The 17925-nt window shown below is 42.8% G+C and carries 13 protein-coding genes and 1 tRNA gene; 3 read left to right on the top strand and 11 right to left on the bottom strand.

Annotation, left to right across the window (positions count from 1 at the left end; all coding sequences use genetic code 11):
- Window positions 1-749: 749 nt before the first annotated feature.
- The 7 genes from FTV13_RS13555 to efp all read right to left on the bottom strand — a co-directional run bounded on the left by FTV13_RS13555 (window position 750) and on the right by efp (window position 8294).
- Window positions 750-826: transfer RNA gene (locus FTV13_RS13555), tRNA-Val, on the bottom strand.
- Window positions 827-873: 47 nt separating this feature from the next.
- Complete coding sequence (locus FTV13_RS13550; RefSeq protein WP_159123143.1) at window positions 874-2871, bottom strand: DUF3488 and transglutaminase-like domain-containing protein; 1998 nt, start codon at window positions 2869-2871, stop codon at window positions 874-876.
- A gap of 11 nt (window positions 2872-2882) precedes the next feature.
- Window positions 2883-3788: a DUF58 domain-containing protein gene (locus tag FTV13_RS13545; protein WP_179992266.1), complete on the bottom strand. Its 906-nt coding sequence runs from the start codon at window positions 3786-3788 to the stop codon at window positions 2883-2885.
- Window positions 3789-3800: 12 nt separating this feature from the next.
- Window positions 3801-4751, bottom strand: a complete 951-nt coding sequence (locus FTV13_RS13540) for a MoxR family ATPase (protein WP_125278423.1) — start codon at window positions 4749-4751, stop codon at window positions 3801-3803.
- Window positions 4752-5141: 390 nt separating this feature from the next.
- The gene (locus tag FTV13_RS13535; protein WP_004782606.1) at window positions 5142-5444 is read right to left on the bottom strand and encodes a YbdD/YjiX family protein; all 303 of its coding nucleotides are present in this window, start codon (window positions 5442-5444) and stop codon (window positions 5142-5144) included.
- 10 nt (window positions 5445-5454) lie between these two features.
- Entirely contained in the window at window positions 5455-7554 is a 2100-nt protein-coding gene (locus tag FTV13_RS13530) for a carbon starvation CstA family protein (protein ID WP_034702078.1), read from the bottom strand.
- A gap of 170 nt (window positions 7555-7724) precedes the next feature.
- Entirely contained in the window at window positions 7725-8294 is a 570-nt protein-coding gene (gene efp, locus FTV13_RS13525) for an elongation factor P (RefSeq protein ID WP_004782608.1), read from the bottom strand.
- 378 nt (window positions 8295-8672) lie between these two features.
- Here efp and epmB point away from each other — a divergent pair, with 378 nt between their 5' ends.
- From epmB to FTV13_RS13510, 3 genes are read left to right on the top strand one after another with little or no spacing between them, the layout of a single operon-like run.
- On the top strand, window positions 8673-9695 hold the full coding sequence (epmB, locus tag FTV13_RS13520; RefSeq protein WP_004782609.1) for an EF-P beta-lysylation protein EpmB: 1023 nt from the start codon (window positions 8673-8675) through the stop codon (window positions 9693-9695).
- Between the two features lie 9 nt (window positions 9696-9704).
- Window positions 9705-11450, top strand: coding sequence for a GTPase (locus tag FTV13_RS13515; RefSeq protein ID WP_180012311.1), 1746 nt, complete (start codon window positions 9705-9707; stop codon window positions 11448-11450).
- Complete coding sequence (locus tag FTV13_RS13510) at window positions 11432-13597, top strand: EAL domain-containing protein (RefSeq protein WP_180012310.1); 2166 nt, start codon at window positions 11432-11434, stop codon at window positions 13595-13597. The genes FTV13_RS13515 and FTV13_RS13510 overlap by 19 nt, the downstream gene beginning before the upstream one ends.
- A 97-nt stretch (window positions 13598-13694) precedes the next feature.
- Here the strand turns inward: FTV13_RS13510 and rpmE are convergent, their stop codons facing one another.
- The 4 genes from rpmE to FTV13_RS13490 all read right to left on the bottom strand — a co-directional run bounded on the left by rpmE (window position 13695) and on the right by FTV13_RS13490 (window position 17819).
- The gene (gene rpmE, locus FTV13_RS13505; protein ID WP_004782616.1) at window positions 13695-13919 is read right to left on the bottom strand and encodes a 50S ribosomal protein L31; all 225 of its coding nucleotides are present in this window, start codon (window positions 13917-13919) and stop codon (window positions 13695-13697) included.
- Between the two features lie 203 nt (window positions 13920-14122).
- On the bottom strand, window positions 14123-15100 hold the full coding sequence (locus tag FTV13_RS13500) for a bile acid:sodium symporter family protein (protein ID WP_180012308.1): 978 nt from the start codon (window positions 15098-15100) through the stop codon (window positions 14123-14125).
- A 144-nt stretch (window positions 15101-15244) separates the two neighbouring features.
- Complete coding sequence (gene gloA, locus FTV13_RS13495) at window positions 15245-15646, bottom strand: lactoylglutathione lyase (RefSeq protein ID WP_004782618.1); 402 nt, start codon at window positions 15644-15646, stop codon at window positions 15245-15247.
- 1 nt (window position 15647) lies between these two features.
- Window positions 15648-17819 carry an MFS transporter gene (locus FTV13_RS13490; RefSeq protein WP_373687238.1) on the bottom strand — a complete coding sequence of 724 codons (2172 nt, stop codon included), beginning with the start codon at window positions 17817-17819 and terminating at the stop codon, window positions 15648-15650.
- Window positions 17820-17925 lie beyond the last annotated feature (106 nt).

Here is a 17925-nt window from a genome sequence, read left to right as displayed (position 1 = left end):
AATGGACAATGCCTATTCAGGAATGGGGACAAACGATTACTCAATTATCCATTTACTTTGAAGGTCGATTAGATGATATAATTAAAATCTAGTCAAATTTACTGACACAGAATTTTGAACGCCCTCCAGCACTTTGATATACGCCCAGTGATCAGGGCCAGCACATCAATCGATAATTTCTATTTATTCACAAAGAGTTGAGTGCTTTATGTCGCGTGTCATAAAAATGAATATCTGGAAGCCCTGCCTTTTGCTTTCTACGTTTCCATATCAACTTAAATGAATTCTCTTTTTGAGGGATTAATATTAAGTCCGTCATATTGAATCAAATCCAGAAGCTCTATAGCCTTTATAGTTAACGGCATATTAAGTGCATCACCATTTTTAGTCTTTGGCAGATGAACATTTCTATCGTAAATATTTTTTATCTTTATACCCATTTCCCCCATCACATTGCAGTTTTAAGTGCAAACCGAAATGTCCATATAACAGAATGATCTGACCTTATTCATAGCATTATTTTATTATCAAAAGATTCAATGTACTTTCTTATTCTTGGCTCAGTTAATTTCATGACGTACTTTCCAAAATTCTTGTCGTAACCTTGACGTAAATTAAGCTGTATAATCGGTAAAAAGCAGCGATTTTAAGGATAACGCGGATAAAGATACTTTTTATTGTAGGTATAAAAAAAGGGTTTTAAGCTACTGTTTTCGCTTAAAACCCTTATAACATTAGTTTTTGAATCCTGGTAGGTATATCCAGACTCGAACTGGAGACCTCTACGATGTCAACGTAGCGCTCTAACCAACTGAGCTATACACCTAGAATGCTTGGCATATTATAAATTTTTCGATCTCAAAACAAGTCTTTTCATTTAATTTTCAATATATACGTACAAGTTTTAAGCAAATCTTTGAATTGTTTCAGATCTTGGTTTGAGAATTCCCTGCCTGAATAAATTGATTTTTCAAATAGTCTAATTGCTTCAAAGAATACAGACTGATCTTTATCCTGAACTTGCTGAGATAGCCGTAACATCCACTGATGAAAAGTCTCTGCGGGTTGTCTTTTTAATTTTTTTTTCAAAGACTGATTAAACTGCTGAATAGAATGTTCAAAAGGTGACTGTAACTGCCGATTTTTAAAATAGATTTTTAAAATATAAAGCAGTACGAGTATGCCAATACCAGATATTAAAATAATTACGCTGGAATAGACTGAACTTAGGCCCAGTTTCGCTAACCAGCCCTGCTGTGATTCGGCATTATAGCCTACGACCTTACTTTGCCATTGGTAACTTGCATAATCACTCCAGACTCTTAGTTTGGTCAGCCATATATTACGGTGTGATGTCCAGCCAGAATTACTTGCCCATACTCGCTCATCTTGCGAGATTAAATTTTGCATCCCATCATCAATACGTTGCGGGGCTACCATTGCGGTAGGATCAAAACGCTGCCATCTTTGGTCAATCCAGACTTCTGTCCAGGCATGAGCATCCAACTGACGAACTTCCCAACTTTTCCCATCGGGCGCCAATTGTCCGCCTTGATAACCTGTGACCACACGTGCCGGAATTCCAACATATCGCATCAGCATCACGAAACTGGAAGCATAGTGTTCACAAAAACCCTGCCGAAATTTAAACAGAAATTCATCAATCCGGTTTTTACCGAGTACGCCCGGTTTCAGGGTATATACAAAATGATTTTGCTGATACCAGTTTAAGACTGTTCGGATATAACGTCGTGGATCCTCCTCACTTTGTAGATATAAACGCTGTGCCAACTGTTGTGCCTGAGTATCCAAATGGGCTTGAGTCTGGGTATTAAGTCGCTGAACAAATTGCTCCGGTAAAATACTTTCAGTATTTTGACTACCTAGCCATTGCAGATGAATCGGTTCTACTCGTTGGGTTAAACGCCTTGGTACGATACTCCAGTCCTGACGATTATAATAACGGCGTTCCAAAGGCATCGATTTTTCCAGGCCCATCACCCAGAACACAGAAGGATCAGCAGCCAGATATTGGTAATTCCACCCTGATGTGGATACTGGAACAACTTCTCCAGGCTGACGGATTAAAGGCTGCTGATTAATAAAGCTACTGGTCCAGCGCTGTCCATCATATTCATCTAGCACCAATGCCCGCCAATACAACTCTGAACGTGGCGGCAGTTTACTCACATCACCAATAATCCTGAAAGCTAGAGCATTAGATTGAGATAATTCAGCAATATCGCCCGGTGACATACTGTCACCGATTCCGGTTATACCTTTATTTTCTGGAATTGGGATATGCCAAAGCGGTGGCAAACGCGGAAAGAAAATGAATAACAAAATAAAAAACGGCAAAGCATAAAGCACAAATCTGCCGACATATTTGGCATCTTGCTGTAAGGCTATACGTGGTGATTGCTGACTCTGCTGAAACTCACTGGTCTGAATCCGGTATAAGCCAATTAGACAGCTTAATAAGCATAGAATAATCAAAACAGCCATGCCAAAAGACTGGCTATATAGAAATGAACTGGCCGCAACAAAAAGTGCAAAATTAAACAAGATAATCAGATCCCGCCGGTTTTTCGTTTCTAATGATTTGGCAAATAAAAAAGTGGAAAGAACTGCAACACCTGCCTCCACTCCAATAAAACTTTGGTGGCTAAGATAAATACTACCTAATGCTAAGGCCGTGAGAAGAAAAGTTCCTATTTTAGGAAATGGCTTTTGCCGTTTAAGAAAAATCCAGATACACAGTAAGCTAATGACAAAGATAATGCTGAGCAGCACCGGGATGAAAGCTACTTGGGCAAGGATGATCAAGCCTAGGGTCAAGACGATCGAAATTCGGATTTTTCCATCAATCATAGATTCACCCGTTATGCCTGAGCCAATAATTGTTTGGCCTTACGTAACTGTTCTTCACCTGCTCCCTGCGGCAATTCTGCCTGAGGTAAATGCAGTGCATATGCACATTGCTGCTGCTCACATTGCTCAATCAGTCCCATCATCAAGCCCAGTTTCTCCTCATGCGACTGGCTAGGCATGTGTTCATAATGAATCTCAAAGCTATGTTCATCCTGATACTGTTCAAAGACTTTGACATACAAGCCTTGCCCACGTGCAAACTGTTTCCAGGAAACCGCCTGCAATGAGTCTCCAGATTGATAATTTCGTAATTCACGGAACTCATCCATATCCGGTTCAAAGCTATTCTGATAAATCTTGTTTTCCGAAGTATTGTTTTGAGCTTTAGGTGCCACCCAAGCAAACTGATGATGATAAAGATAGGTCCAGGCTCGTACCAGGCCAAAGGGATAAACCGAATAGATCTGAATCACCGGATACTCAAATTTACCACGACGTTCAGCATAAAATGGCAGCACCCAATGCTGTTTCTGTTCACTCAGATAAACTTTCTCCAGCTGATTGCCGACCTTAATATACAGATAACGCGGCCGGGCTGTCGCTTGCTGAAAATAAAAATGCAGATTAAGTGCATGACCCACCTGCCCGACGTCTTCAGCAATCATTTCAATATCCAGATCATGCAACTGTTTAAAGGTCAGATAGAAGCTGACACATAGCACTGCACTAATCAGAAAGCAGAAACCTAAAATCAGGTTATTGGCATAGTTCACGCCAGCGATAAAGGTGATAAAAATCAGAACCAGATACAGATAGCCCTGCTGATAAATAAAGACCAGTACATCCTTTTGAGAAAGTCGTTTTTGCTGTGAAAATTGAAAGCGTTTCGCCAGCCAGTTTTGCCAGGTTTTATCCAAGAGCGGACTCCTTTAACTGACTGCGACCTGTTGCATCACATTTAATGTTTCTGCATCGCTCAGCCCCAGACGATGGGCGGCGACTGCCACAAAAACGGCTTGTACATCGTCCGGAGTTACGAAGCTACGTTGCTGAATAATGGCATTCGCCTGTGCTGCACGTTTAAGCGCCAGCAAACCTCGTGTTGATAAGCCTTGGCGTTTCTTACGGGTTTCTTCCGCAAGATCTAGCATATATTCCTGAACCGCTTCACTGATAAAAATCTGCTGGGTCAACTGCTGTAATTCCAGCACTTCATTTTCAGTAAATACATGTGCCAAGCTAGCGATCAAGGCAAAACGGGATTCTTGCTGTAATAACAGTTTTTCAGCATGACGGGATGGATAACCTAAAGACAGACGCATTAAAAAGCGGTCAAGTTGGGATTCAGGCAAGGCATAAGTGCCACTTTGAAATAAGGGGTTCTGGGTCGCGATTACCCAGAATGGCTTAGGCAAAGCATAACGTATCCCATCGACAGTGGCATAGCCTTCTTCCATCGCCTCCAGCAAGGCACTCTGAGTTTTGGGACTGGAACGGTTAATTTCATCTGCCAGCAAAATCTGGGTAAAAATAGGCCCCTGCTTAAACTCGAACTGATGTTCTTTCTGGTTAAACATATTGATACCGATCACATCACTGGCCAGCATGTCATTGGTAAACTGAATTCGCTGAAATTTCAGTCCTGCGAGATGGGCTAGGCTGCTTGCCAATGTTGTCTTGCCCAAACCGGGTAAATCTTCAAACAAGACATGCCCGCCTGCAATCAGACAGCATAGGGCTAATCTGGTCTGTGCATGTTTATCCAGAACAATGGCATTAATTTCTTGGAAAAATTTTTGAATCTTGGGTGCATAATCAGCCAGCTTCTGTTCAAGCTCATCATTGTTGTGCGCAATATCCAGCTTTTCTTTTTGTTTCATGCCCCAGATCACAATATTTTCCCTAATAAAACATGCTGTAGGATTAACATACACTGTTTTTTAAAATTCCCCAAAGATCAGTCATCTGCCGACTTTATTTCTGCAGAATAAATTAGGAATTTTAGAAATTTTATATGATTAAATTTCCTATAAGAGCCAATTGAAGCTTTAAGATTAAAGTTTAGAAAAATTACATTTTGATTGGCATATTTATTAGAGAAAACAGGTTATTAAAAACCTTTGAGATCTGAACTTATACCTAAAAGGTAAAGACTTTTAAAAATTTAAATTCCCAATGTCAAAATAGATCATAATTTTGTTTTATCTTGTTTGAATCCTAAAATTTGCCCGTAAAAAAGCGCCCCGAAAGGCGCTCATTTTATTCATCCATTAGCATGGACACTTCTTCATATCTCCACCGGCAGAGGGATAACGCGAATCTACACAGTGACGATAAAATGTTTTAGGGTCCATCGCTTCCAGATCAGGATGGTGCTTTTTCATATGCGCCAGATAGGTCTGATAATCCGGCACACCCACCATCAGGCGGAAACTCTGCTGTAAACGCTGCCACAACGTCGCAATCCGTGACCAGTTTTTCGGGTTCAGGATCAGGTCTTTTTGTGACATCACGGTCATCTTGATGATTTTATAGATAACCGCTTTTCCACCTTTAGCAAACTTCAAGTTCATGCGCTGCTCCTTAATGTCCTTTTGCAGGCTGAATTTCTTCAGGATCGCGATATACTGCTTCGGCTTCATTTACAGTTGGTACAGGGCTCGCCAGGGCACGACGGATCACGCCAATTGCAGCAAATAGCATTACAAATGCTACGATCATAAAGAAACCACAAAGTGCTGCGTTGATCTGGTTTGACATTGCGACAGTCTGCATTTCAGCCAGGGTTTTCGCTGGTGCCAGAATTTCATTATTCGCAATTGCCGTATTAAAACGCTCTGCCTGTGCCAGGAAACCGATCTTTGGATTTTCATGGAAAATCTTTTGCCAACCGGCTGTCATTGAAGTAATAAACAGGAATACGGTTGGAACAATGGTTACCCACACATATTTCTCTTTCTTCATCTTGAACAGGATGACTGTACCCAGAATCAATGCCATTGCAGCCAGAATCTGGTTACCAATACCGAACAATGGCCATAAGCTATTAATACCGCCTAATGGATCAACAACGCCCTGATAAACGAAGAAACCCCAGCCAGCCACAGCAACGGCTGTACCCAGCATATTACCGAAGAAGTTATGAGATTGTTTTACCGCAGGAATCACGATACCAACTGTATCCTGAACCATGAAGCGACATGCACGAGTACCCGCATCTACCGCTGTCAAAATGAATAAAGCTTCAAACAGAATTGCAAAGTGATACCAGAAGGCCATCATTTCACGGCTGTTAAAGATTTCGGTAATGATATGCGCCATACCAATCGCGAAAGTCGGTGCACCACCCGTACGTGACAGAATCGAGTTCTCACCTACTTCCTGAGCCAAGAGAGTCAGCGCTTCAGGCGTTACCACAAAACCAAGATTACGTACTGCTTCAGCTGCAGTATCTACGGTTGTACCTAGTAGTGCTGCTGGTGAGTTAATCGCGAAGTACACACCTGGATCAAGAATCGCGGCACAGATCAAAGCCATGATCGCAACAAATGATTCCATCAACATACCGCCATAACCGATTATCCGGATATCGCGTTCGTTGTTGACCAGTTTCGGTGTCGTACCTGAAGAAACCAGTGCGTGGAAACCGGAAATCGCACCGCAGGCAATGGTAATAAACAGGAATGGGAACATTGAACCAGCGAATACTGGGCCTGTACCATCAACAAATTTGGTAATCGCTGGCAATTTCATTTCCGGCATCGCGAACAGAATACCAATCGCCAGACCGGCAATCACACCAATTTTCAGGAAGGTCGATAAATAGTCACGTGGTGCAAGTAATAACCAGACGGGCAATACCGATGCAATAAAACCATAAATGATTAGTGCCCAAGTCAGCTCAGTACCCGTTAAGGTAAATAGCTGCCCCCAGTATGGATGCTGTGCAACGTTTTCACCATAGATAATGCCAAGCATCATCAATACGAAACCAATGATCGAAACTTCTGCAATTTTACCCGGACGGATAAATCGCATGTAGATACCCATGAAGATGGCGATCGGAATCGTAGCTGCAATACTGAATACGCCCCATGGACTATTGGTCAGTGCTTTGACAACCACTAGCGCCAATACTGCTAGGATGATGATCATCACACCCAGCGCACCAAGCATCACGATAATACCAGCAAAGGTACCCAGTTCCTGTTTTGCCATTTCACCCAGTGAACGGCCGTCACGACGGGTAGAAATAAACAGTACCAGGAAGTCCTGTACCGCACCTGCCAGTACCACACCGACCAGTAGCCAGATCGTGCCTGGCAGATAACCCATCTGCGCTGCAAGGATAGGACCGACTAAAGGACCCGCACCGGCAATCGCGGCAAAATGGTGACCGAATAACACGCTTTTATTGGTCGGCACATAATCCAGACCATCACCCAGACGATGTGCGGGTGTTAAACGGCGTGCGTTCAGTTCAAAAACTTTATTGGCAATAAATAAACTGTAGAAACGGTAAGCGATGCTGTACACACAGGCTGCGGCCAGTACCAGCCAGACTGCATTCACATGCTCACCACGACTGAGTGCAAGTATCCCGAAGGAGACTGCCCCGACTATGGCTACCAGGAGCCAGATGATTTTCGAAGTCATGGTTGACTTCTGTTGTAAAGTTTCCATTCAATCCCTCATTTTGTGAAGCATATAAATCAGCGTGATTTTTTTATTCGAGGTACTGCTGTTTTCCCTTGCGACTTTACGCTTGTTCCTTTCGAATTCCTCTAAGACTTTGGCATAAAAAAAGGGATGATTTTAGTCATCCCCTTTGATAATAGTCTATTTTCCGACCATTATGCACGTTCTAAATAGTCACCAGTACGAGTGTCTACACGAACGCTTTCTTCTTGCTGAACGAATAATGGAACACGTACTACTGCACCTGTTTCAAGTTTCGCTGGTTTACCGCCACCGCCAGAAGTATCGCCACGAACACCTGGATCAGTTTCAACAATTTTTAATACTACAAAGTTTGGTGGGCTTACTGTTAAAGGTACGCCATTCCACAACATGATAGTACATTTTTCATTTGAATCGTCTTTTAACCATTTTGCAGCATCGCCCATTGCTGTTTTATCAGCAGCGATCTGTTCAAAGGTTACAGGATCCATGAAGTTCCACATTTCGCCATCGTTGTACAAATATTCCATTTCTACTTCTACGATGTCTGCAGCTTCTAGAGAATCACCAGATTTAAAAGTTTTTTCCAAAACTTTACCACTGCGAAGGTTACGTAATTTAACGCGGTTGAACGCCTGGCCTTTACCTGGTTTAACGTATTCGTTTTCCATGATTGAACATGGGTTACCATCAAGCATAACCTTCAGGCCAGACTTGAAATCGTTCGTAGAATAATAGGCCATGATTGGCTCACTCCAAACTTACTAACTTTAAGCTATTGATGCTATGGGCTGTTGCAATGTCATTTAGCAAGTCTGACACGAACATGAGTTGCCACATGCACATTCATTTAATGTTGCGTATTCTAAATGAGCAATACACCAAGTCGCAACGAAAAAATCGGTTTTAACTTGCTGACACTGCTTAACTTAACATCAGCTATTCCAATACTGGTGCACAACCAGTCTTCTAAGCACATAAAAGTCTCTATGCTTTTGCATACCATAGCAAACTGATCGTGTTTAGAGAAATTTTAGCCAGCTTTCACATTCCCATCTGTAGACAAACTGCTAAACTGCGCACTTCTGGCTATCGCCTTCATCTTTTTTTGATCTTCCGGCATGACACAGTATTTATATCAAGAAGCAAATTGGCAATCGCAACTGAGCGACCTGATCACCGATCCACAGGAATTACTGCAAATTCTACAGCTTTCTCCAGATCAGCTGTTATCTGGTGCTCTGCTGGCCTCTCAAGCCTTTAAACTACGTGTGCCGCGAGCTTTTGTTTCCAGAATGCAGCCAGGCAATCCTTTAGATCCACTTTTATTACAAGTGTTACCGCATCATCTGGAACTGGAAGACCATCCGGGATTTGTCACCGATCCCCTAGGTGAAGAACAGGCCAACCAGCAGCCTGGTGTTCTACATAAATATAAGTCACGTTTTCTACTGACCTTGACCGGTGCCTGTGCAGTCCACTGTCGTTACTGTTTCCGACGCCATTTCCCCTATCAGGAAAACCTGCCTAAAAATGAGGACTGGATCAATATCAAACAATATCTGGAAAGCCAGCCAGATATTAATGAAGTAATTCTAAGCGGCGGCGATCCACTGACCTTATCTAACCGAAAATTAAAAACCTGGATTGAACGACTAGAATCGGTACCACATCTCAAATTTTTAAGAATACATTCACGAGTTCCTATTGTGATCCCAAACCGGATCGACGAAGAGCTACTAAGCATGTTAAAAAACAGTAGGCTACGTATTATTCTAGTGGTACACTCGAACCATGCATCAGAGCTGGATGACCTGACCTGTAAGCAGCTTAATCAGCTGGTTCAGCATCAGATCACGGTACTCAATCAAGCAGTTTTATTAAAAGGGGTTAATGATTCTGCTCAAGTTTTGATTGATTTAAGCTATCGCTTGTTTGATGCTGGCGTGATGCCCTATTATTTACATGTACTTGATAAAGTAAAAGGTGCGCATCATTTTGATTTACCTGCTGAGCACATCAATGAGATTTATACAGAAGTTTTAGCGAACCTACCGGGGTATCTGGTTCCTAAACTAGTTCGAGAAATAGCGGGCGAGAAGAATAAGACACCGCTTTTTGGGGTTTCAACATTTTTGAGTTAAATAATAAAGATGAGTAAGCATACTGCAGACATTTTTCAGACAACGGCTGAACTCACCATAGAACAGCTAAGTTTTTGTCCCACAAATGCCAAAGCATTGCAGGAATGGGTCGCAGGAATTTCAATCCTGCAATTGGGGAATTCATCCAAGTCTCTGTTCAGTGCTTTACTGGAAATTTCCGAACTGAAATGTGCGGAAACCTTGCGTTTTGACCTGATTCAGGTATTGCACCCTACCCTTGAAAATGTTTTGGCCAGTCTTGAGAAACATTTCGTCAATCAGGGTCTGATCACGACAGATCGCAATGACCAGATTATTGAGCTGGCTATGCTGTTACGCAGCTATTTTGCCAAAATCTATATAGATATTGCCAAACGCTGTAATCATCAGCTGAATCATCAAAAGTTTTCACTATTTTCCCTGGGCAAAAAGAAAAGCCTACAAAGTGCCCGGATGGTGTCCATCTACTATGGCCTGCAACAGTTAAGCCTGCTGCTCTATCAACAGCATATGCTGTATAGCACACCTGGTGCCGGTCAGTGGTTGGCAGCACATCAGTTGCTGGAATGTGCGATGGAAAATAATTTCTATCAGACCAACATCAATCAGGTTCTTGGCACCCAGCACGAAATCCAGAATATTGCCCAAGCCTATGCACGACTGATTTTGCTGGATATTTTCAATACCCATCAGATCCGTCCAGCTGAAATTCAGGGTTTATATTTATGCAGTGCGGACTGGGCAAAACTGGTTCAGATTCTGCCAAAAGAAACCACACTGTCACGTTATGTGGTCGATGCCAGCAAAGATCATCCGCCTTTACTGAATTCTCATCAGGGTCAGCATTTCCAGCCGAGCTTCTATATTTCGACACAAAACCTGATGGAACACCTGACCGGCACGCAAAGCAAAAATGCCCAGTATCTGTCACGTAATGAAAAGCTGTTCCTGACACCTGCCCTGCATTTTCATATCTATAACCTGCTTTCGAATAATGTCGAACGCCGTCATGAACGTTATGAATATTCCGCACAGATCAATATCTGCTTTGGCTTAACGGTGGCGCATTTTTATCTGTCTAAGGGTAAAAACTTTAATGAAACGCTGGAACTGGAAGGCAATTATGGTTTCCAGAGTGAAAGCAGTTTTGTCAGCTCAATGCATAATACTGTTCCAAGCGGATTCAGCAGTATCAAGGCGCTCGATCGCGAAGCCAAACAGATTCATACCGCTGAGGTTCTCGATATCAGTGTCAATGGTTACCGGATTAAATGGTCAGGTATCACGCCTGCCAATCTGAAAACTGGTGAATTTATTCTGGTTCAGGAAAAATCTCAAAGCCAGTGGCGTGGCGGTGTCATTCGCTGGATCAAACAGTCAGCAGATAAAAGTCTGGAAATTGGCCTGGAAATTCTGGCACAGGAACTGTTCCCTTGCGCAGTTTATGCCCGAACCGACAAACACAGTATTAATTACCAGCCAGCTATTCTGGTACAAATGACCCAGCTCGATCAGGTCTCAACCAGTATTATTGTCTCTGGCTCACAAATGTTTAGGGAAAAACAGACCATTCATTTACGACTTGGCCAAAAAGAACTCAGAATCTACCTGACCAAGGCACAGCTCATTACACAAAGTTTTATCCGTTTTGACTATGAATTATTAAATGATCAAGAAGAAGATGTCATCGAAAACTTTATACATAAGCAATTGAATGAAACTAGAAATCACGATTTATGGGAAGCATTGAAGTGAGAAATCCATTATTGTCTAAAAAGTTAAAACGTACTGAAACACGTTTACTGATCATTGATGATAATCAAATTAGATATAACCAAATCCGTGATCTCTTAACCAGTAATGAATATCAGGTCGATGCCGTTCTGCTTGATGATCTGCAATCTTTTGAAAAACAGTTAAACTTTAACTGGGACCTGATTATTTTTGGTCGTGCTTATGATCTGAAATATGAACAGGCCTTAAGTCTGGTTCAACTTTCGCAGCAACCTGATCTTCCTATTCTTTTGTTAAAGCCGGAAGATTATCAGGCTGAACAATATGCCCAATATATCCGTAAAGGCATTTTTGACATTCTGAATCTGGATTATCCAGACCGCTTCTTCCTGAATCTGGTACGTGCCCTTTCCTTTAGCCGTACCATGCAAGCCCAGCGCCATTTAATGGAAGAACTGGAAACTGCACAAAGCCAGGCACAATCACTGGTAGAAGACAGTAACCGTGCAGTCGCAACCATTCAGGAAGGCATTCATATTCAGGCCAATGCCGATTATCTCAAACTGTTTGGACTCAAAAGCGAGGACGATATTATCGGTCTGCCACTTTTAGACCTATTACAGCCGCAAGATTTAAATGATTTTAAATCCCGCTTTAAAAAGATTTCTCAGGGTCAGTTTGATTTAGGCCGTTTTGATATTACTTCTTCGAATCCAAATGTGGCTGCTGCCAACCCGCTAAAACTGGAATTTCTGGCATCTAGCGCTGAAGAAGATGCACTTCAAATCACGATTGATACAGCGACTAATCAGGCGAGTGCCTCTTCTGAAAAAGTTGCAAACAAGCCAAATACCTTACAGTCACTTAAGCGTGAACTCAATCGTGAACCGGCCAAAGCCAATGCATTGATCACGTTCTCCTTTGCTGCGTATGAGCCGCAAGTCCTGAATGGTGATTGGGCGACCTACATAGGTTATTTCCATGAAGTTAAGAAATTTCTAAAAGAGCAGGTTCGTATTCCACTCTTTAAACTGGAACATGATGTTCTGGTGGGGATCATTCAGGCAGATGCGCAAGACATTCTGGAATCCAAACTTGTTGGGTTAGGTTCATTGACCAAACCACAGCTTATTACAGTGAATCAGCAAACTTATCCGCTCAATCTACGCATCGGTTATACCCTGCTTGACGGTGAGTTGCGTGATGAAAGCCATTGTAATGAATTAGTCGGTCGGGCCTTCTCTACTCCTTTACCACAAGCACAAAAAACGTCTGAATTTGTTCTGGATATTCCTGCAACGACTCAGGAATCGATTTCAATGCCGAGCATTGACTTCACGGTTTCAGAACCCGTTATTCCAGCGTCTGAGCCCATACCGGTCAGTCCGGCAGTCAGCACTGTACCACTCACAACCTCTCCAGTATTAAAAGCACTGCGTGAATGTCTGGAACGTGGTGAAATTCATCTGAAATATCAACAGCTCTATGATAAAGAAGATACCAACCTCTATATGTATGAGGTGACTAGTGGCTTTATCTTTGAAAATAAATGGCAGGATATTTCTTCCTTGATGGAACTTAATGAAGATGATGAATTGTCTATTAAACTGGATCGCTGGATTCTGGTTGAATCAAGCAAGCAGTTGCACAACTTTATTACCCAGTATCCGGATGCCCGTTTAATCGTGAACCTGAACCGTGCGGTGCTATTTAAGGACCGTACTTTCCCTGAATTTATTTCCAAACTAATTACCATTATTCGCAGTAAAGTCGAGCATCCTTTAACTTTACAGTTCTCTGAAGAGGATATCCTGATGAACCAGCAGGATGCGCAGAAATATCTACGTACTTTACGTGAACATGGCGCGCGGATTGCGATTCGTAACTTTGGTCACTCTATGTATAGTGAAACCCTGCTACGTGAGTTCGATATCAATGGTCTGAGCCTGGATAGCAAACTGACCAAGATGCTGAACAATGATGCTGAAATTGAACAGTTACAGGAAAAAATCACCACGTACAATGAAATCAAACCAGTGAATATCATGATTCGTGAACTGAATGACATGACCTTATTTGCGAATGCCTGGAACGTGGATGCCCGCTTTATTCAGGGTGATTATTTCCAGAAAAAACTGGATCATCTGATTGATGTACAAGACCACTAAGGTCTTGTACTCGCCTTTCAATCTAGAAACGTGAAATGATTTTCTAAATTGCAGGCACAAAAAAACGGGCATAAAGCCCGTTTTTTCATTTTGGGTATTAACGTTTAACAGAACGTGACATACCAGCAAAACGTTGTTTGAACTTGTCGATACGGCCGCCAGTGTCAACGTTCTTTTGCTTACCAGTGTAGAATGGGTGGCAAGCTGAGCATACGTCTAGGTAAAGAGTTTCTTTACCAACAGCTGAACGAGTTTCGATTACGTTACCACATGAACAAGTAGCAACTAGTTTTTCGTATTTTGGGTGAATATCGGCGCGCATCGTCGATTACTCCATTAAGATGAAAGAAGGTTTTGCTGTCATCGCAATCGATCACTCTCAAATATTGAGGAAGGGCCAGAATCAGGATTCAGGCAGATCAACACCACAACAGACCATTCTTTTGGCCCACCGAGACGGATACCGTCAGAGCTAAGCACAACAAGTTGGGCAGTATTATACGGCAAACAAAAGCAATAAGCGAATTATTCTTCTGTATGTACCGCCTGTTTGGCCCAGAGATTCGCAATCACGCCGCAGGCCATCAGCTGGATTTGATGGAAAATCATAATCGGTAAAACTATCATGCCAAGTGGCTGACCAATAAACAGAATCTGTGCCATCGGTACGCCACTAGCCAACGTTTTTTTGGAACCGCAAAAGAACACCGTTTTTTGGTCGGCACGATTAAAGCCCAGCCAGCGTGGAATAAATAACGACAACAGCATTACGATGGTCAATAAAACCGAACATGCCAGCAGCAGCAAGAGCAAAGTACTTAAGCTGACTTCACGCCAAAGTCCAGCCACCACCGCACTGCTAAATGCCCCATAAACCACCATCAGAATTGAGCCCTGATCGAATATCTTAACGATCTTGGGCATTTGCTGCATTTTTGGGAAAATCCACGGACGCAGTAACTGGCCTAAAATAAAAGGCACCAATAACAGCAGTGTAATCTGTAGAATCGATGCCGTAGGATCGAAGCCATGCTGGGATTGCCCAAGAATAAAGAATGCGACCAGCATCGGGGTAATAAACATCCCGATAATATTAGAAAATGAAGCACTACAGATTGCACCGGCAATATTCCCTTGAGCCACTGAGGTAAAGGCGATCGAAGACTGTACAGTTGATGGCAGGAAGCACATAAACAGGAATCCCCAATATAATTCCTGCCCCAGCATTGGTAATAATATCGGCTTTGCCAGCAAGCCTAAAATTGGAAAAAGTGCAAAGGTCAAGGCAAAGACCAAAGTGTGTAATTTCCAGTGCATCAAGCCTTCAATTACGGCTTCACGCGAAAGCTTGGCACCATGCAGGAAAAACAGGATCGCAATGGCTGCTGTCGTAATCCAGCTAAAGACTTCAGCTGCCTGCCCTGACACTGGCAATACACTGGCCAGTAACACCATAACAAAGAGCAAGATCGTAAAGCGGTCCAATGCCAGCAGTTTAAGCATCTGATGTCCTTCCCTCAAAATTTTATTATTCGATAAAAAATACCCGGCTATCTTAACAGATGCCGGGTCCATGTTATGCATTCAGATTGAAGGAATATTTTCATCCATACATGAATACATTTCACATATATCGCTTTATAACACTTAGTTATTACGTGCGTTGTTGTCTTGCTGGATTAGCTCGATTTTATAGCCGTCTGGATCTTCCACAAATGCAATGACAGTGACACCGCCTTTCATTGGGCCAGCTTCACGAACAACATTGCCACCACGTGCCTTGATTTCTTCACATGCTTTATAAGCATCATCTACCGCAATCGCAATATGACCGTAGCCATTGCCTAGGTCATAGCTTTCTGTATCCCAGTTATGGGTCAGTTCAAGCACAGTGTGATTTTCCTCATCGCCATAACCCACAAAAGCCAAGGTAAAACGACCTTCTTCATAATCTCGCTTACGAAGTAAAGTCATACCAAGAACTTCAGTATAGAACTTGAGTGATTGTTCCAGATTGCCTACACGTAACATGGTATGCAGCATGCGCATATTAATCATCCTTATTTACAGATTGTTTTTGGTGTTCACCGAGCAATTTTGCCACCCAAACGACCAGAATCAGGATTGGAATCCCGATTAAAGTGGTCATCAGGAAGAAATTCGGATAACCGATATTGGTCACTATAGTACCCGAATATCCACCTAAAATCTTAGGAGTCAAGGTCATGAGTGAGCTAAAAATAGCATACTGAACAGCGGTAAAGGACACACTGGTCAGACTGGACAGGAAGGCAATAAAAGCAGCGCCTGCGAGACCTGCGGCCAGATTATCGACAATAATTGCAAAATATAGCCACCATGAACTATACGGTTTAATCACCTTACCTTGAATTTCAACATTCTCGCCTGTTCCAATTGTAATCGGCTGAATATCAATATCCATCGGATTGGCCTGAGTCTGCGACAAGTCCACAGCATATGAATGCTGCTGGGTCACTATTGGCTGCTCCTGCTGCATTAAGCTTGCATTGATTCGCTTCACAGGTGCAGTAATCAGTTTCTCGGCAGGAATAGCAGCACTAAAGACACGCTCTTCATCCAGCTTGGCATCGAATTTATCGCCATTCAGCTCTAATACAATTTTTTGCTCTGCAGTTAAATCCGGCCCTAGATACTGACCGCGAACCACGATGCTATTCTCCTGCTCATTGGCACTGATCAGGTTATCTGTGGTAACAGGCAGAAGCTGTAATTGTGCTGCTTGCGAAGCATTCTGTTGCAGATAAGGCAGGTTGACTTGTACTGCATCTGCCGGATGATTCAGATAATGTGCACGAACCTGAATCTGTTCGGCCTCTTTAAAAGCAGTAGTGGGCACATTCAGTTTCCAGTAACCGACTTCATCTGTATCTGCCTGAAAGGTTTGCTGGCCTACCTGAACTTCGACCTGTCCCAGCTTTTCACCAGACTTTACTAAGCCAATAAAAATCAGATTGGTTGAACAGGCCAAAATCGCGCCTACAAACATCAGTTTCATGATGTTCATTTTCTGAGCCAGCAAGCCACCTAAAAAACCGCCAAGCAGGGAGAAAATTACCCCATACACTTTCACAGCTTCAGCAATCTGTTCCTTGCTAAAATTCAGATCCTGATAGAACACATTGGAAATCACACCGGCAATAATATCGGAAACCCGATAAAAACCGATCAACAATAACAACACCAAAGCCAGTTTTAAGCCATAGCGATCAAAGAAATCTGCTACGGGATTGACCCAGGTTTCGAATGCCATTTGCTTATTCACAGCACCCATTTTGACCAGAATCGTACCCACACCGAAAGCGACAGCACCTGAACCGATGAAGCGTAAAGCCTCAAAACAGAACAAGGCAAAAGTATCCTGAATCGCCCACTGTGCAATGATACTAGATACCAAGTCACCGGAATAGACATAGCTCAGAACAAAGCTGATAACTGCCACAAAAAACACGCCGACGAGACGGAAATAATCACTACGCTGGTAATCTTTACGTACCCGATCTACCTGAGGCTCACGGATGACCAGTGTGGTAATAATCCCAACCAGCATAACCGCTGCCATCGCCAGATAAGTCCATTTCCAGGCATCATAGATATAGTTGCCTTTGGCTGTACCTAAATACGCCGCCAGAAACAGAGCTCCAGCCCCAGCCACAATCATCCCGATCCGGTAACCCGCATTATAGGTGGATGCCAGCACGGTCTGCATCTGGGTTTCGGCCAGCTCGATACGGTAAGCATCAATGACAATATCCTGCGTTGCCGCTGAGAAGCCTAGCAGAACGGCACCTAGTGCCATCTGCTGTAAATGTGCCTGCCCCAATGCTGGATCTGAAAAAGCCATAATTGAAATCGCAGTTACAATCAGGATCTGGGCAATCAATAGCCAGGCTCTTCGTCTACCCAAAGCTTTAGTCAAAAATGGGACAGGTAATTCATCGATGAGTGGCGCCCAGACGAACTTGAATGAATAGCCAAGGGCAGCCCAGCTGAAAAAGGTCACGGCACTTTTACTGATTCCGGCTTCACCGAGCCATAAAGACAAACTGGAAAAAATCAAAAGAATCGGGACACCGGCTGAAAATCCGAGAAACAGCATGATCAGGGCACGTCGATCCAGAAATGCTGTAAATGCGGATTTCCAACCCGTCGTTTGTGTTGTCATTGCCTTGTTATTTTCCACGAAAACCAATTGCTGCTATTCAATCCTTTAATAACGTATCTTTCAACAAAATTTATATATTTCTCGCATGCCCGATTTTTTATTTTGTGGCAAAACTGACATGTTG

Source organism: Acinetobacter sp. YH12235, from assembly GCF_013417705.1.
Taxonomy (GTDB): Bacteria; Pseudomonadota; Gammaproteobacteria; order Pseudomonadales; family Moraxellaceae; genus Acinetobacter.
This window is presented reverse-complemented; position numbering and strand designations above follow the sequence as displayed.

What these genes read in the sequence shown, in the direction of transcription:
- FTV13_RS13535 (WP_004782606.1), bottom strand. Translation starts at nt 5,444, where the DNA reads ATGAACTTGAAGTTTGCTAAAGGTGGAAAAGCGGTTATCTATAAAATC.
- rpmE (WP_004782616.1), bottom strand. Translation starts at nt 13,919, where the DNA reads ATGCGCGCCGATATTCACCCAAAATACGAAAAACTAGTTGCTACTTGT.
- FTV13_RS13510 (WP_180012310.1), top strand. Translation starts at nt 11,432, where the DNA reads ATGGGAAGCATTGAAGTGAGAAATCCATTATTGTCTAAAAAGTTAAAA.
- FTV13_RS13540 (WP_125278423.1), bottom strand. Translation starts at nt 4,751, where the DNA reads ATGAAACAAAAAGAAAAGCTGGATATTGCGCACAACAATGATGAGCTT.
- gloA (WP_004782618.1), bottom strand. Translation starts at nt 15,646, where the DNA reads ATGCGCATGCTGCATACCATGTTACGTGTAGGCAATCTGGAACAATCA.
- FTV13_RS13550 (WP_159123143.1), bottom strand. Translation starts at nt 2,871, where the DNA reads ATGATTGATGGAAAAATCCGAATTTCGATCGTCTTGACCCTAGGCTTG.
- FTV13_RS13500 (WP_180012308.1), bottom strand. Translation starts at nt 15,100, where the DNA reads ATGCTTAAACTGCTGGCATTGGACCGCTTTACGATCTTGCTCTTTGTT.
- epmB (WP_004782609.1), top strand. Translation starts at nt 8,673, where the DNA reads ATGACACAGTATTTATATCAAGAAGCAAATTGGCAATCGCAACTGAGC.
- efp (WP_004782608.1), bottom strand. Translation starts at nt 8,294, where the DNA reads ATGGCCTATTATTCTACGAACGATTTCAAGTCTGGCCTGAAGGTTATG.
- FTV13_RS13515 (WP_180012311.1), top strand. Translation starts at nt 9,705, where the DNA reads ATGAGTAAGCATACTGCAGACATTTTTCAGACAACGGCTGAACTCACC.
- FTV13_RS13530 (WP_034702078.1), bottom strand. Translation starts at nt 7,554, where the DNA reads ATGGAAACTTTACAACAGAAGTCAACCATGACTTCGAAAATCATCTGG.